The sequence below is a fragment of the Massilia sp. AB1 genome, assembly GCF_018119385.1.
Lineage (GTDB): Bacteria > Pseudomonadota > Gammaproteobacteria > Burkholderiales > Burkholderiaceae_D > Telluria.
Genome location: NZ_JAGKSG010000029.1, coordinates 1 through 15,148, shown reverse-complemented (window position 1 = coordinate 15,148; position 15,148 = coordinate 1). Strand labels below are relative to the sequence as shown.

Sequence of the window (15,148 nt, the reverse complement as noted above, 5' to 3'; positions counted from 1 at the left end):
GTCCGGACGGTTAAGCGATGCGCCGAGGCGCATCAGCCGATCACTTTCTTGACCACCTCGATCAGGCGCTGCGGATCGAAAGGCTTGACCAGCCAGCCGTTGGCGCCGGCGGCGCGGCCCTTGGCCTTCATCTCGTCGGACGATTCGGTGGTCAGCATCAGGATCGGCGTCTTGGCGTAGGTCGGCAAGGTGCGCAGGGTCTTGATCAGCGCCAGGCCGTCCATGCGCGGCATGTTCTGGTCGGTGAGGACCAGGTCGACGGCCTGCAGCTTCGCCTTGTCGAGGCCATCCTGGCCGTCGACGGCTTCCACCACGTTGTAGCCGGCAGCCTTGAGGCTGAAGGCCACCATCTGGCGCAGCGAACTGGAATCGTCGACCGCGAGAATCGTTTTTGCCATTTTTGCTCCTGCTGTTTTATGTCCGGACTGCGCCGGTCTTCAAATAATGGGTTGAGGGGTTCGCCGAACTCAGAACAGTTCGATGTCGCCGCTTTCGAGATGCCGCTGCTCGACCGACTTGCGCAGCATGCTGCGCAGCTCGAGCGACTGGATGGCCAGCGCCATGCTGACCTTGCCCAGCCGTTCCACGATTTCCTCGCTGTCCGTTTCCGGTGCGATGTCGGCGCCATGTTCGCTGAGCGTGCCGAGGAAATCGCGCAGGCCGGCGACGCGCTTGAGCGTGCGGTCCAGCAGCTGGCTGGTCATGTCCTGGAACTGCATGCTCGTAATCGCCGAGTTCACGTGCTGGCCGATCTCGCCCGACATCGCGGACAGCTTCTCGCTGTCCTCCGGGCTCGGGGTGTCGCCCGCCAGCAGGCGGTTGATCGTCTCCTGGCGCGAACCGACGGCCGAGTGGATGGCCATGAAGCTGCCGGTCAGCTTGTCGATGGCTTCCTCGAGCAGCAATTCGGTCTGCAGCAGGTCGGTCTCGACCTCGTTCAGATGCCGGCGCCCGTGGACGGACACGCCCGACAGCAGGCGCTTCACGTGCGATCCGAGTATCTTTTTTCTTGTCATTCTAGTCCTCCAGTCCTGGCCGGGCTACTTGGCAACAGCGGCTGCCGTGCTGGCCGCCGCGGTCTGGGCATCCTGCGCCGGCACCTCGAGGGTGGCCGCGTCGCGCATGACCGCTTCTTCAGTGCGCTTGTTCATCACGATGATGCTGATGCGCCGGTTGATCGGGTTGAACGGGTCCTTGCGGTCCAGATGGGCGGCCGAGGCCAGTCCCACCACGCGCAGCACCTTGTCTTCGCCCAGGCCGCCCTGCACCATCTCGCGGCGCGAGGCGTTGGCGCGGTCGGCCGACAATTCCCAGTTGCTGTAGCCCGCCTCGCTGTAATACGGGGTCGAGTCGGTATGGCCCGACAGGCCGACCTTGTTGGGCACCTCGTTGAGCACCATGCCGATCACGTGCAGGATCTCGCGGGTGTAGGGCTGCAGCTCGGCCTTGGCCAGCGCGAACATGGGACGGTTCTTCTCGTCCACGATCTGGATGCGCAAGCCTTCGCTGGTGATGTCGAGCAGCAGCTGGTTCTTGTACTTCTTGAGCAGCGGGTTGACCTCGATGATCGATTCGATCTTGGCCTTCAGCGACTCCAGGCGCACGGCTTCCTGGCGCTCGAGCGCGGCCTTGGCGGCCTGCAGGTCGTAGGTCTTCGAGGTCGGGTCGATGTCGCCCTTCTTGACCTGGCCGTTGCGGCGGGTCAGGTCGGTGCCGCCGCCCTTGATCACGGACGAGGAGTCGCCCGAACCCGAGCCGCCCTGCATCGCCACCTTGAGCGGATTCTTGAAGAATTCCGAGATGCCTTCCAGGTCGCCCTTCGAAGTGGAGCCCAGCAGCCACATGAGCAGGAAGAAGGCCATCATCGCGGTCACGAAGTCGGCGTACGCGATCTTCCACGCACCGCCGTGGTGGCCGCCGGCCACCTTCTTGATGCGCTTGACGACGATGGGGCGCATGCCGTCGTCAGCCATGCGCACCTCCCGCGTTCATGTGATTGGAATGCTGAGCCATCGTGCGCTTACTTCTTCTTCTTGATGTGCTCTTCGAGTTCGGCGAAGCTCGGGCGCTCGGTCGAGTACAGCACCTTGCGGCCGAATTCGACGGCCAGGGCCGGGGCGTAGCCGTTCAGGCTGGCCAGCAGGGTGACCTTCACGCACTGGAACATCTTGGTCGACTCTTCCAGCTTCTGTTCCAGCACGCTCGCCAGCGGACCGACGAAGCCATAGGCCAGCAGAATACCCAGGAAGGTACCGACCAGCGCTTTCGCGATCAGGATGCCCAGCTCGGCCGGCGGAATGCCCACCGATTCCATGGTATGCACCACGCCCATCACCGCCGCCACGATACCGAAGGCCGGCAGGCCGTCGCCCAGCTTGGCGATCACGTGGGCCGGGACCGCGCCTTCGTGGTGGTGGGTCTCGATCTCGTTGTCCATCAGGTTTTCGATCTGGAAGGCGTCCATGTTGCCCGACACCATCAGGCGCAGGTAGTCGGTCATGAATTCCACGATATGGTGGTCGGCCAGCACCGCCGGGTATTTCGAGAACAGGGGCGAGGCTTCCGGCTGCTCGATGTCGCCTTCGATCGACATCAGGCCTTCCTTGCGGACCTTGGACAGCACGTCGAACAGGAGCGCCATCAGCTCCATGTACATGTCCTTGGTGTAGTGGGAACCCTTGAAGATGGTCGGGAAGGCCTTCATCGTGGCCTTGATCGACTTGCCATTGTTACCGACAAAGAATGCGCCGACCGCGGCGCCGCCGATCATCAGCAGCTCGAGCGGCTGGAACAGCGATGCCAGGTGGCCGCCACTCAGGGCGAAGCCGCCGAACACGGAAGCGCAGACGACGATGTAACCAATAATGACTAGCAAGGGAATTCCACTCCGAAAATGCCTAAATCACCATTCCCACACATCAAAAACAGTGATTTAAGAAAATATTTACCTAGGGAACTACAATAGCTTGAGAATGGCCTACGGGCAAGTAAAACAGCCCTATTTCACTGTGCTTTGTCGCCTAAAAGTCCCATTGGTAGAGCTTCGGCCCCTCTCTGTACGGAGTGACAATACGGCTCGGTGGACGGTCGGCGATGACGAATTCGTAACTAAAAAGTACAGAGCCGGGCCGCATCTCGCGCGCGGCCTTGTTCCACAGGGCCGGCATGGCGGCGGGAGACAGGTAGGCGAATACGGCGTCGTAAGCGCCGAAATCCAGCTGCTCGTAGTCGCCGCGGATAAAACGGGCCGGGCTGCGGGCCAGTTTCGCGCGCAGCAGGCTGGCCAGCCAGGGCAAGGGCGCCAGCTCGATGCCCTCGAAGCGCGATTCGGGCCGGCGGCGCTGCAGGTCCAGCACCAGGCCGCCCAGGCCGCTGCCGATATCGATCACCCTGACCGCCCTGCCCTGCGGCAGCGCTTGGGCCACGGCATCCCAGACCTTGCGGCCGGACGGGTAATACGGCACCTGGGTGCGGTAGGTCGACCAGTACAGCAGTAATAGAAAGAGGAAGAGGCCCAGGAAGACACCGGGCGGGATGGCCAGGCGGCCGGCGCCGAGCAGCGCCAGGGGAAAAGCGAACTGGATCGCCCGCCACCAGCTGGCCAGGCCGCGCCACCAGGTCAGGCCGGCGGCGAACAAGCCCTGGACCAGGGCGGCGTGGAGATAGTCAGGCTTGAATCCGGCGCGCGCAAGCAGGTAGACGGCGGCCAGGGTCGGCGGGAAAGCGGCAACCTGGAGAAGAAGCGCCTGGACCGCCGGCGCGCGCAGGATGCGGTTCACGCAGCCGGATCAGGCCTGCTGCGAATTCGCCGCATCCTTGGCCTTGCGGGTCTTGCCCGCACGCGAAGGCATATGGCACAGACCGCACTGGTAATCGGCGTTCAGGTCCAGGGAATTGACGATGAACTTGCCCTTGCATTTACTGCAAGGCACGAGCACCAGCATGCCGCTCTGGAAGAAGCGCACCAGGGTCCAGGCGCGGGTCAGCGACAGCAGCGGCTCTTCGCCCGGTTCGGGCGGCATTTGTTCGAGGTAGAGCTTGTAGGCCTTCATCACCGCCTGGATGCCGGTAGCGCCGGCATGTTCGACCAGGAAGTTATGGATATTGATGAAGAGCGAGGAATGGATATTCGGTTGCCAGGTCAGGAACCAGTCCGTGGAGAACGGCAGCATGCCCTTGGGTGGAGAGACACCCTTGAGTTCCTTGTACAGCTTGAGCAGGCGTTCGCGCGACAGGGAGACTTCGGTCTCGAGCAGCTGGAGCCGGGCGCCGAGGTTGATCAGCTCGATCGCCAGCTGGATTTCCTGGGCTTCCGATACGACGCTTTTTTTGCTCATGACTGCTCCGCGGCCTGTTCAACAACCGGCCTCGACAGGCCGTACTGCGGATTATACGATCTCTTCGACCGGCTGGCCGGCCATCAGGATGGCGGCGTGCGACTGGGCCAGGCTGCGCTCCTTGGTGTGGCTGGTCAGCATGCCCAGGATGGCGGTGTCGTCGAAGCGGAAGCGGGCCAGCATCATATTGCCGCCTGCCAGTTTCAGGATCTGGGCGTTGCTCATGCCTTCGATCAGGTCGGCGATGTCGGCCGAGATGCCGAGACGGAAGATTGCGGTGACCTTGTCGGCGCGGATCATCTGCTGGGCCAGCATCAGGTAGCTCAGGTTAGCATCACGAATTTCAGCCATCATGTCGTTCGCAGTCATTTTCTCTCTCCGTTCGTTCGTTGAACCGGCGACTTGTGTGTTGCCGTTGAGATAGATTCTCGCCGTGGGGCAACTTTTTAGAAATCGGAGAAACGCTGTATTTTTCGTCCGCGAACGACGGACATGACCCGTAGGAGTTTGTCTGACAAACCCTTCCGAATCACTCTGATTCCCCTATGAAGAAGGGGATGGAGACGGTGCTGGAAAACACCCTGAATTGTGAGTCGCGTCAGACTTGATCTGTCGCATCCCTGACACGTTATCGTCAGGCTTTAGGGAAACTTTAGGCTTGTTTTGAAAATTTTTTCGCCCTTTGTTGTCCCTTCCCTATCGTTATCGGCGCATCGGGAAGGAACTTTAGGGTGTTTTGAAAATTTTTTTCGACCCATTGCTGCCTATCTGAGATCGTTATCGGACGGCTTTCGGGGAACTTTAGGGCCGGCACAAAAAATTTTTGATTTTTTTTTGCTTGCATAAAAGTGTTGGCAAAACGGCATCGAGCCCGGCGGCCGGGGCCGGAACTTGCTACACTGCGAGGCTAGGCATTTACTTGAAGCTTCAATCTTTTCCACGAGGGTACGCATGGAAGCTCCGCAACTCTGGGATATCAGCCCGACGATCTCGGCCGGCATCCCGGTCTGGCCCGGCGACACGCCATTCGAGGCCGGCCCCACCTGGCAGATCGGGAACGGCTGCCCGGTCCACGTCAGCCGCATGACCATGAGCACCCACCTGGGCGCGCATACGGATGCCCCTTCCCACTACGATCCGGAAGGCGCCAGCATCGACCAGGTCGGCCTGGCGCCCTACCTCGGTCCCTGCCGCGTGATCCACTGCATCGGCGCCCGCGCCGTGGACGCGGCCGACCTGGCCGGCCGCCTGGACGGCGTACCGCCGCGCGTGCTGCTGCGTACTTACGCGCGCGCTCCCCAGACCGAGTGGGATCCCGGCTTCGCCGCCATCACCCCGGCCGCCATCGAGCTGCTCGCCAGCCGCGGCGTGGTCCTGGTCGGCACCGACGCCGCCTCGCTCGACCCGCAAGACTCCAAGACCCTCGACGCCCACCACGCCGTGCGCGCGAACCGCATGGCTATCCTGGAGGGCGTGGTGCTGGACGAGGTCCCCGAGGGCGACTACGAGCTGATCGCCCTGCCCCTGAAATTCGCCGGCATGGATGCCAGCCCCGTGCGCGCCATCCTGCGCGCCCTCCCCCCGAAGGAATCCGTATGACCCAACTTACCCGCGCCGATTGCCTGGCCCGCGATGCGGCCGACCCGCTGGCCTCCCTGCGCGAACGCTTCGAGCTGCCGCCCGGCGTCATCTATCTGGACGGGAACTCGCTCGGCGCCCGCCCCAAGGCCGCACTGGCCCGCGCCCAGCAGGTCGTGGCCCAGGAATGGGGCGTCGACCTGATCAAGAGCTGGAACACCGCCGGCTGGTTCGACATGCCCAAGCGCCTGGGCGACCGCCTTGCTCCGCTCATCGGCGCCCGCGCCGGCGAAGTGGCGGTCACCGACACCACCTCGCTGAACCTGTTCAAGGCCCTGGCCGCAGCCCTGCACCTCCAGGCGCAAGGCGAGACAGCGCAGCGCCGCGTCATCGTCACCGAGCGCAGCAACTTCCCGACCGATATCTATATGGCCGAAGGGCTGGCCAACTGGCTGGAGCGCGGCTACACCGTGCGCCTGGTCGACAGCGTCGACGAAATCCCGGCGGCCGTGGACGGCGACTGCGCGGTCCTGATGCTCACCCACGTGAACTACCGCACCGGCTACCAGCACGACATGGCGGCCCTGACCCGCCACGCCCATGCGCAGGGCGCGCTGGTGGTCTGGGACCTGGCCCACTCGGCCGGCGCCGTCCCGCTCGACCTGCACGCGGCGCAAGCCGACTTCGCGGTCGGCTGCACCTATAAATACCTGAACGGCGGTCCGGGCGCCCCGGCCTTCATCTGGGTGCCGCAGCGCCACCAGGCCCGGTTCAACCATCCGCTCTCGGGCTGGTGGGGCCACGCCCGGCCCTTCGCGATGGCGCCGGCTTTCTCGCCTTGCGAAGGCATCGGCCGCGCCCTGTGCGGTACTCAGCCGGTAGTCTCGCTGGCCATGGTCGAATGCGGCCTGGAGATCTTCGAAGCCACGAGCATGGACGCACTGCGCGCCAAGTCGCTGGCCCTGACCGACCTGTTCATCGAACTGGTGGAAAGCCGCTGCGCCGCCCATCCGCTCGAACTCGTGACGCCGCGCGAGCACGCGCGCCGCGGCAGCCAGGTGAGCTTCACCCATCCGCACGGCTACGCAGTGATGGCGGCGCTGATCGCGCGCGGCGTGATCGGCGACTACCGCGAACCGCACATCATGCGCTTCGGCTTCACGCCGCTGTACACCAGCTTCGCCGACGTCTGGGACGCGGTGGAGATCCTGAAGGACATCCTGGACCAGGCCTCCTACGATATTGCCGCCGAGCGCAGCGCCGTCACGTGAGAACACACGCATGAACGACAAGACCAAACCAGCCGGCGCCGAGTGGCACGGCGCCAAGATGGACTTCAAGGAGTCCATGAGCTACGGCGACTACCTGGGCCTGGGCCAGATCCTGACGGCCCAGCACCCGCTCTCGCCCAACCACAACGAGATGCTGTTCATCGTCCAGCACCAGACCAGCGAGCTGTGGATCAAGCTGATGCTGCACGAGCTGCAGGCCGTGCGCCGCCACATCAGGGAAGACAACCTGCCGCCGGCCTTCAAGATGCTGGCCCGGGTGGCGCGCATCATGGACCAGCTGGTGCATGCCTGGGACGTGCTGGCCACCATGACGCCGCCCGAATACACGGCGATCCGCCCCTACCTGGGCGCATCCTCGGGCTTCCAGTCCCTCCAGTACCGGGAACTCGAGTTTATCCTGGGGAACAAGAACCGCAATCTCCTCGCGGTGCACGAGAAGTCGCCGGAAGCCCACGCGCTGCTGGAGCGCGAGCTGCATGCGCCTTCGCTGTACGACGAAGCGGTGATGCTGCTGGCGCGCAGCGGCCTGAAGATCGATGCAGATCGCCTCAACGGCGACTGGGCCGAGCCGACCCGCATGAACGACAGCGTCAAGGCCGCCTGGCTGGAAGTCTACAAGGACACCGAGCACCACTGGGCGCTGTACGAGCTGGCCGAAAAGCTGGTGGACATGGAGACCGCCTTCCGCTTCTGGCGCTTCCGTCACGTGAGCACGGTGGAGCGCATCATCGGCTTCAAGACCGGCACCGGCGGCACGGCGGGCGTGAGCTATCTGCGCAAGATGCTCGACGTGGTGCTGTTCCCTGAGCTGTTCGCCCTGCGCACCGAGCTGTAAAGTCGCGTTTTCTATGACGCCTTGGCGCGGCGCTCTGCGTTGCGCCAAGCCGCCAACGGCTCTACTATGATGAGATTGTTGCAACCAATCACATCGCCATGGGCGCCGCCCCTTCCCTCGACCGCGCATTCTCGATCTACCTCGACCTGGTCCGCTTTCTCGCGGCGCTGGCCGTGGTGGCGATGCATTTCGCCCAGCTCGGGATCCTGCAGGCGCCGTGGGCCGGACAGCTGACCATGCTGGGGCGCGAAGCGGTGGTCGCCTTCTTCGTGCTGTCCGGCTTCGTCATTGCCTATACCACCCACCAGCGCCGCCCGACCGCGCGCGACTACGTGGTCGCCCGCTGCGCGCGCCTGTACTCGGTGGCGCTGCCGGTACTGCTGCTGGCCTTCGCGGCCGCCGCCCTGCAGCACGGCGCGGGCGGCATGGACCTGTCGCAAGATTACCGGCTGACCAGGCCCTACCTGTACATTCCTTTCCACCTGCTGTTCCTGGGCGACGTGTGGACCCTGTCCGAAGTGCCGCCATTGCTTGCGCCCTGGTGGTCGCTGAATTACGAAGCCTGGTATTACGTCCTGTTCGGCGTCGTGTCCTACATGCGCGGCGCGGCGCGCCTGGCCGTGGGCGCGCTGGTGCTGGCCATCATGGGCATCAAGCTGTGGCTGCTGCTGCCGGTGTGGCTGAGCGGCGTGCTGCTCTACCACTGGCAGGCGCGGCACACCATGCCGCGCACGCTCGCACGCATCGGCTGGGTGCTCAGCATCGCGTTGCTGGCGGCCTATGAGCTGAGCAATGCCGAACTGCAGCTGCGCCTGATCGGCCGCTCCTGGACGCTCGCCCAAGCCTTCCCGCTCGGGAATGCGGACCGCTTCCTGGCCGACTATGCGGTCGCCGTGATTGTCTGCCTCAACTTCGCCTGCGCACGCCATGCCGGATTCGAGGTTATGATAAGAATGGCAAGGCCGATCCGCCGGCTGGCGTCGTACACCTTCACGCTCTACCTGTCGCATGCGCTGGTGCTGGCCGCCTGGCCCGCGCTGTATCCGCACCATGCCGCCAGCCCGGCCGACTGGATCGCGGCGGCCGTGGCGGTGGCCGTGGCGACCTGGGTGCTGGGGATGCTGACCGAGCAGCGCAAGGACAGCTTCCGCGCGCCTTTCGAGCGGCTGTTCCAGCTTGCGGGCGGCAAGGTGGCGCCCAGCGGCGGCCGGCTCGAATGATTTTTCTCGCTGGAGGGAAGATGAAGTGTGACGTACTGATCGTGCCCGGCCTGTGGAATTCCGGTCCGCGCCACTGGCAATCGCTGTGGCGCGAGCGCTATCCGCAATGGCTGCGCGCGGAGCACCGCGACTGGACCAATCCGGAAAAGGACGAGTGGGTGGCCGAGCTCGACGCCGCGGTCGCCGCCTGCAAGGGCGCACCCATCCTGGTCGCCCACAGCCTGGGCTGCATCCTGGTGGCGCACTGGGCGCGCTGCGGCTCGCCGCTCAAGGTGGCCGGCGCCTTCCTGGTGGCGCCGAGCGATGTCGAAGCGTCCTCCTATCCTGTCGATCCGAACGGCTTCGCGCCGGTTCCCATGGAGCCGCTGCCCTTCCCCAGCATGGTGCTGGCCAGCAGCGACGATCCCTACGCCACGCCCGAGCGCTCGCGCGCGCTTGCCGGCGCCTGGGGCAGCCGCTTGGTCGACATCGGCAAGGCGGGACACGTCAACACCGAATCCGGACACGGCGCCTGGCCGGAAGGCGAGCGGCTGCTGACCGGGTTCTGCGACCAGGTGTCGCAGTAGTCCGCGCATGCGCCCGTGCTCCCTGCGCCTGGGTGACCTGCCGGTGGCGGGAGTGTTCTTGTACGCTGTCGCGTTCAACCTCTCGCTGGAAAACGTGCGCGCGCACCTGGCCGGCAGCGTCGTCGTGTCGCTGTTGCTGGCTACGCCGTTCGCCGTCCTGCTGTGGGGACAGGTGACGATGGCCACCACCTGGAAGCGCGATCTCTACTTCTTCGTTGGAAGCGTGCTGATGCTCTGCCCTTTCGGCTTCGCTTCCTTCGTCGGACGCTGGATGCACATGCCCTTCTCGCTGGTGATGGGCATGACCCTCGTCCTGTGCGGCGTGGCCGCGGCGTACAACGTGCTTGGGGACGCGATCAGGGAACCGCGCCGCTGCTGGGGCCTGTGGCGCAGATGAACGAAAGGATGCAATGACCGTCTTGACCACCGAACGGCTGCGGCTGGAGCCGATGAACGCCGCCCATTACGAAGGCCTGAGGACGCTGAACAGCGATCCGGTCGTGATGCGCTACATCACCGGAGCGGCCGAGACGCCCGAGGAGACCCGCGCCGTGATCGAGCGCGTGCAGGGGCGCTGGCAGCGGTTCGGCTATTCGTGGTGGAGCTTCCTCGACCGCGAGACGGGCGAACTGGTGGGCGCCGGCTGCATCCAGAACCTGGGGCACGATCCCGCCAACCCGCACGAAATCGGCTGGCGCCTGCGCCAGGACCAGTGGGGCAAGGGCTACGCGATCGAGGCTGCGCGGCGCATGGCGCGCTTCGCCTTCGAGGAGCTGGACGCGCCGCTGCTGTGCGCGGTCTGCGATCCGGAGAACGCCGCGTCCGCGCGCGTGATGCAGAAGCTCGGGATGCGCTACAAGGGCGTGGAGACCTGGCACGAGCGCGAGGTCTCGGTCTACCAGATCGACCGCGCCGGCTGGCGGCAAGGCGCGGCATGAAGACCTATCACGGCAGCTGCCATTGCGGCGCGGTGCGCTACGAGGCGGATTTCGACCTGGCGCGCGGAACTATCAAGTGCAACTGCAGCATCTGTACCAAGATGCGCTTCTGGGCGGTGCAGCTGCCGGCCGCGCACTTCCGCCTGCTGCAAGGCCGGGAAGCGCTGCGCGAATACCGCTTCCACCTGCGCCGCGACGGTCACAACTTCTGCGGCGAATGCGGCATCAATCTGTTTTCGACCGGAGAATCCAGCGCGCTGGGGCCTTTCGTGGCCGTTACCGTGAACAGCCTGGACGACATGCCGGTGGAGGACCTGATGGCGGCGCCGCTGCGCGTGTTCGACGGGCGCAACGACAACTGGGTGACGCCGCCGCAAGAGACGCGGCATCTTTGAGAGGCGGGTTGTTGGTGTTCATGTGAACTTAGGTTCCGGCCAAGTTTAGGTGCACACCAATAAAAAAGCCGGAGCATCGCTGCCCCGGCCTTTCACTCCGCTGACCACCAATTACTTGGTCGTCGCCAGCAGCATCTCGTTCAAGCGCTTCACGAACGACGCCGGATCGGTCAGGCTGCCGCCCTCCGCCAGCATCGCCTGGTCGAACAGGATATGCGACCAGTCGCCGAAGCGCTGCCCCGCCGCGTCCTCGTACTTCAAGCGCATCACCAGCGGGTGATTCGGATTGATCTCGAGGATAGGCTTGGATTCCGGCGCATTCTGCCCGGCCGCCTTCAGCATGCGCAGCAGGTTGCCCGACAGTTCGTTTTCGTCCGCCACCAGGCAGGCCGGCGAATCGGTCAGGCGGAAGGTCACGCGCACGTCCTTGGCCTTGTCGCCCAGCGCGCCCTTCATCTTCTCGACCAGTTCCTTGTACTGGGTCTCGGTCTCGGCGTGTTCCTGCTTCTCCGCTTCGTCTTCCAGCGCGCCCAGGTCCAGGCCGCCCTTGGCGACCGACACCAGCTCCTTGCCGTCGAACTCGTTCAGGAAGGACAGCATCCACTCGTCCACGCGGTCGGTCATGAGCAGCACTTCCACGCCCTTCTTGCGGAAGATCTCCAGGTGCGGGCTGTTCTTCGCGGCGGTGTAGTTGTCGGCGGTGACGTAGTAGATCTTGTCCTGGCCTTCCTTCATGCGCTTGGCGTAGTCTTCGAAAGACACGGTCTGCTCATCCGACTCGTTCGCGGTCGAGGCGAAGCGCAGCAGCTTGGCGATGCGGTCCTTGTTGGTCGCGTCCTCGCCGATGCCTTCCTTCAGCACCTGGCCGAATTCCTTCCAGAAGGTGACGTACTTGTCCTTGGTTTCCTGCTCATCCGCGTTCGCCAGTTCTTCCAGCATGCCCAGCACCCGCTTGGTCGAGCCCTCGCGGATCACGCGCACGTCGCGCGACTCCTGCAGGATCTCGCGCGAGACGTTCAGCGGCAGGTCCGCCGAGTCGATCACGCCCTTGATGAAGCGCAGGTAGGTCGGCATCAGCTGCTCGGCGTCGTCCATGATGAAGACGCGCTTCACGTACAGCTTGATGCCGCCGCGCTTGTTGCGGTCCCACAGGTCGAACGGCGCGTGGCTCGGCACGTACAGCAGCTGGGTGTATTCGCTGCGGCCCTCGACGCGGTTGTGGGTGTAGGTCAGCGGCTCCTGGAAGTCGTGCGAGATGTGCTTGTAGAACTCGTCGTACTGTTCCTTGGTGATGTCCGCCTTGCTGCGCGCCCACAGCGCGCTGGCCTGGTTGACGGTCTCGAACTCGTCCTTCAGGACGGTCTGCTTCTTCTCCTCGTCCCACTCTTCCTTCTGCATCACGATCGGCAGCGAGATGTGGTCCGAGTACTTGCGGATGATGGACTTGAGCTTCCATGCGGACAGCAGGTCTTCCTCGCCGGCGCGCAGGTGCAGGATGATGTCGGTGCCGCGGTTGACCTTCTCGATCGGCTCGACGCTGTAGTCGCCCTCGCCGGTCGACTCCCAGCGCACGCCTTCCGATGCGAAGGCGCCGGCGCGGCGGGTGTGGACGATCACCTTCTCGGCCACGATGAAGGCCGAATAGAAGCCCACGCCGAACTGGCCGATCAGGGCCGCATCAAGCTGCTGGTCCCCTGACAGCTTGCTGAAGAATTCCTTCGTGCCCGACTTGGCGATGGTGCCCAGGTGCGAGATCACCTCTTCGCGGCTCATGCCGATGCCGTTGTCCGAGATGGTGATGGTCTTCGCGTCCTTGTCGAACAGGACCTTGATCTTCAGTTCGTGGTCGTTGCCGTACAGGGCGTCGTTGTTGATCGCCTCGAAGCGCAGCTTGTCGGCCGCGTCGGATGCGTTCGAAATGAGTTCGCGCAGGAAGATCTCCTTGTTCGAATACAAGGAGTGAATCATCAGTTGCAGCAGTTGCTTTACTTCTGCTTGAAAGCCAAGGGTTTCTTTTTCGGCGACAGCCATCTTGTTCCTCGTGAATGGTGGTCAGGGTTGATTCAGACCGAGCGCATATTGGGCGAAGGGTAAGAATTTCAAGGGCCGGCAACATGAAATTGTTGACGGACTAACAAAATTTGCACAATAGCTTCCTGCGCAAAAGGAATTTCGGCACCGAAAGCAAACCGGCAAATGTTTCATGCCTGCTTCATGGCCTTTTCGAAGAAGGCCCACACGCCCTCCTCCTGCAAGGTCGCCACGTTCAGGCGCATGTAGGTGGACGGCAACTGGTTCGGCGAGAACAGGCTGCCGGGCGCCAGCAGCAGTTCTTCCTGCATTGCCTGGGCGGCCAGCAGGTTGGTGTCGCGGCCGGCGTCGACCCACACGAACATGCCGGCGGCCGGCGCGGGATCGGGCCGCATGCCCAGCTGTTCCAGGCGCCGCAGGGCGCGCGGGCGCACCGCGTCGAGCCGGGTGCGGATGCGGTCCAGGTGCTTGCGGTAGTGGCCTTCGGACAGGACCTTGTACACGACCCGCTCGCCGATGTCGCTGGTGGTGAGCGTGGCCAGCATCTTGCGGTCGGCCAGGCGCTGGGCGCGCTCGCTCGAGGTGGCGATGTAGCCGACGCGCAGGTTGGCCGCCATCGACTTGGAAAAGCCGCCCAGGTAGATCACGTGCTGCAGCTGGTCGAGCGCGGCCAGGCGCGTGGCGCCGCCCGGGTGCAGGTCGCTGTAGATGTCGTCCTCGACCACCGTGAAGCCGTGCTGCTCAGCCAGGCGCAGCACCTGGAAGGCCTTGGCCGCCGACAGCGAAGTGGAACTGGGATTGTGCAGCACGGAGTTGAGGACAAACAGGCGCGGCTTGTGCAGCTCGGCCAGCTGGGCCAGCTGGGCGATGTCCGGGCCGTCGGCCAGGCGCCGCACGCCCACCACCTTCAGGCCCATCGCCGCGAAGGAGCCGAACATCAGGAACCAGGCCGGGTCGTCGACCAGCACCGTGTCGCCCGGCTGGCAGAACTCGCGCGCCACCAGGTCCAGCGCCTGGGTCACGCCGAGCGTCATCACCAGCTGCTCCGGGCTGGCCTCGATCTCGATTTCGGCCAGCTTGAGCTGGAGCTGCTGGCGCAGCGGCAGGAAGCCCTGCGGCGCGCCGTAGTTCATGAGCGAGCTGCTGTTCTGCCGGCTCAGCGCGCGCAAGGCGTTGGCCACCGCCGCGCCGTCCAGCCAGTCGCTGGGCAGCACGCCGGCGCCGGGCGACAGGTGCAGCGGCGCTTGCCGGAACATGCTGCGGATCAGCCAGGCCACGTCCAGCGTCGCCGGCGCCCGCTCCCGGGCCGGCGTCGGCGCGGGTGTGCGCTGTTCGGCCACCGCGCGCTCGCGCACGAAGAAGCCCGCGCCGCGGCGCGATTCCAGGTAGCCCTGGGCCACCAGGCGGTCGTAGCCGGCCACCACGGTGAAGGCCGACACGCCGTGGGCCGTGGCGAACTGGCGGATCGAGGGCATGCGTGCGCCGGGGCGCAGCAGGCGCTCGTCGATGCGCGCGGCCACCGAGCGGACGATCTGGTCGGCCAGCGCTTCGCCGGATTCACGGCTCAGCAGCATGGGTAGGTGCGTATTGGTCATTTCGCCATCACAGTGCAAAAAGTATGTGCGCAAGTGTACTGGGACTGTACTGGTTTGCCGGGATAGCATAGACCTACCGTTAGCCAGACTGCAAGGAATTTCATGAACACCGCCACCACCTGTCCAGCCAGACCCATCGCTTTCGACGAGACCCGCGGCATGCTGCTCGGCCTGGCTGGTGTCGCGATCTTCAGCCTGACGATTCCCTTTACGCGCATGGCGGTGGCCGAGCTCAATCCGGTCTTTGTCGCGCTGGGGCGCGCGCTGGGCGCGGCGGTGCTGGCGGGCGCCTGGCTGGCGTGGAAGCGCGTGCCGGCGCCCCCCCGCGCCGCGGGGGGGGCGCGGGGGCGGGGGGGGGGGG

The 15,148-nt window shown here is 64.7% G+C and carries 17 protein-coding genes and 1 pseudogene; 9 read left to right on the top strand and 9 right to left on the bottom strand.

The annotated features are described in order from the left end of the window. Positions 1 to 32 precede the first annotated feature (32 nt). The 7 genes from J8847_RS16450 to flhD all read right to left on the bottom strand — a co-directional run bounded on the left by J8847_RS16450 (position 33) and on the right by flhD (position 4,706). Complete coding sequence (locus J8847_RS16450) at positions 33 to 398, bottom strand: response regulator (protein ID WP_211525795.1); 366 nt, start codon at positions 396 to 398, stop codon at positions 33 to 35. 69 nt (positions 399 to 467) lie between these two features. Beyond that, positions 468 to 1,016 (bottom strand): chemotaxis protein, encoded by a 549-nt coding sequence (locus tag J8847_RS16445; protein WP_211525794.1) that lies wholly within the window; start codon positions 1,014 to 1,016, stop codon positions 468 to 470. Between the two features lie 24 nt (positions 1,017 to 1,040). Then, positions 1,041 to 1,973: a flagellar motor protein MotB gene (gene motB, locus J8847_RS16440; protein ID WP_211525793.1), complete on the bottom strand. Its 933-nt coding sequence runs from the start codon at positions 1,971 to 1,973 to the stop codon at positions 1,041 to 1,043. Positions 1,974 to 2,020: 47 nt separating this feature from the next. Beyond that, the gene (motA, locus tag J8847_RS16435) at positions 2,021 to 2,875 is read right to left on the bottom strand and encodes a flagellar motor stator protein MotA (protein WP_211525792.1); all 855 of its coding nucleotides are present in this window, start codon (positions 2,873 to 2,875) and stop codon (positions 2,021 to 2,023) included. A gap of 145 nt (positions 2,876 to 3,020) precedes the next feature. Further along, a complete protein-coding gene (locus J8847_RS16430) occupies positions 3,021 to 3,779 on the bottom strand; it encodes a class I SAM-dependent methyltransferase (protein WP_211525791.1) in 759 nt (252 codons plus the stop codon). Between the two features lie 9 nt (positions 3,780 to 3,788). Then, a complete protein-coding gene (flhC, locus tag J8847_RS16425) occupies positions 3,789 to 4,337 on the bottom strand; it encodes a flagellar transcriptional regulator FlhC (RefSeq protein ID WP_211525790.1) in 549 nt (182 codons plus the stop codon). Positions 4,338 to 4,388: 51 nt separating this feature from the next. Then, positions 4,389 to 4,706, bottom strand: a complete 318-nt coding sequence (gene flhD / locus J8847_RS16420; protein ID WP_078030895.1) for a flagellar transcriptional regulator FlhD — start codon at positions 4,704 to 4,706, stop codon at positions 4,389 to 4,391. Positions 4,707 to 5,288: 582 nt separating this feature from the next. Between flhD and kynB the strand changes: the two genes are divergently transcribed. The 8 genes from kynB to J8847_RS16380 all read left to right on the top strand — a co-directional run bounded on the left by kynB (position 5,289) and on the right by J8847_RS16380 (position 11,161). Then, a complete protein-coding gene (gene kynB, locus J8847_RS16415) occupies positions 5,289 to 5,936 on the top strand; it encodes an arylformamidase (protein WP_211525789.1) in 648 nt (215 codons plus the stop codon). Then, positions 5,933 to 7,186, top strand: a complete 1,254-nt coding sequence (gene kynU, locus J8847_RS16410) for a kynureninase (protein ID WP_211525788.1) — start codon at positions 5,933 to 5,935, stop codon at positions 7,184 to 7,186. The genes kynB and kynU overlap by 4 nt, the downstream gene beginning before the upstream one ends. 10 nt (positions 7,187 to 7,196) lie before the next feature. Continuing rightward, the gene (kynA, locus tag J8847_RS16405; RefSeq protein WP_211525787.1) at positions 7,197 to 8,042 is read left to right on the top strand and encodes a tryptophan 2,3-dioxygenase; all 846 of its coding nucleotides are present in this window, start codon (positions 7,197 to 7,199) and stop codon (positions 8,040 to 8,042) included. Between the two features lie 98 nt (positions 8,043 to 8,140). After that, positions 8,141 to 9,262 (top strand): acyltransferase, encoded by a 1,122-nt coding sequence (locus tag J8847_RS16400; protein ID WP_211525786.1) that lies wholly within the window; start codon positions 8,141 to 8,143, stop codon positions 9,260 to 9,262. Positions 9,263 to 9,282: 20 nt separating this feature from the next. Further along, positions 9,283 to 9,828 (top strand): alpha/beta hydrolase, encoded by a 546-nt coding sequence (locus J8847_RS16395; RefSeq protein ID WP_211525785.1) that lies wholly within the window; start codon positions 9,283 to 9,285, stop codon positions 9,826 to 9,828. Positions 9,829 to 9,835: 7 nt separating this feature from the next. Then, positions 9,836 to 10,225 carry a hypothetical protein gene (locus J8847_RS16390; protein ID WP_211525784.1) on the top strand — a complete coding sequence of 130 codons (390 nt, stop codon included), beginning with the start codon at positions 9,836 to 9,838 and terminating at the stop codon, positions 10,223 to 10,225. A gap of 13 nt (positions 10,226 to 10,238) precedes the next feature. Then, complete coding sequence (locus J8847_RS16385) at positions 10,239 to 10,766, top strand: GNAT family N-acetyltransferase (protein ID WP_211525783.1); 528 nt, start codon at positions 10,239 to 10,241, stop codon at positions 10,764 to 10,766. Beyond that, positions 10,763 to 11,161: a GFA family protein gene (locus J8847_RS16380; protein WP_211525782.1), complete on the top strand. Its 399-nt coding sequence runs from the start codon at positions 10,763 to 10,765 to the stop codon at positions 11,159 to 11,161. The genes J8847_RS16385 and J8847_RS16380 overlap by 4 nt, the downstream gene beginning before the upstream one ends. 111 nt (positions 11,162 to 11,272) lie before the next feature. Here the strand turns inward: J8847_RS16380 and htpG are convergent, their stop codons facing one another. Both htpG and J8847_RS16370 read right to left on the bottom strand, forming a co-directional pair. Further along, positions 11,273 to 13,192, bottom strand: a complete 1,920-nt coding sequence (htpG, locus tag J8847_RS16375; protein WP_211525781.1) for a molecular chaperone HtpG — start codon at positions 13,190 to 13,192, stop codon at positions 11,273 to 11,275. 170 nt (positions 13,193 to 13,362) lie between these two features. Continuing rightward, positions 13,363 to 14,787 (bottom strand): PLP-dependent aminotransferase family protein, encoded by a 1,425-nt coding sequence (locus tag J8847_RS16370; RefSeq protein WP_211525780.1) that lies wholly within the window; start codon positions 14,785 to 14,787, stop codon positions 13,363 to 13,365. Between the two features lie 102 nt (positions 14,788 to 14,889). On the opposite strand from J8847_RS16370, the pseudogene J8847_RS16365 reads away from it, so the two are divergent. Further along, positions 14,890 to 15,148 (top strand): annotated as a pseudogene (locus J8847_RS16365) (hypothetical protein); the annotation flags it as partial.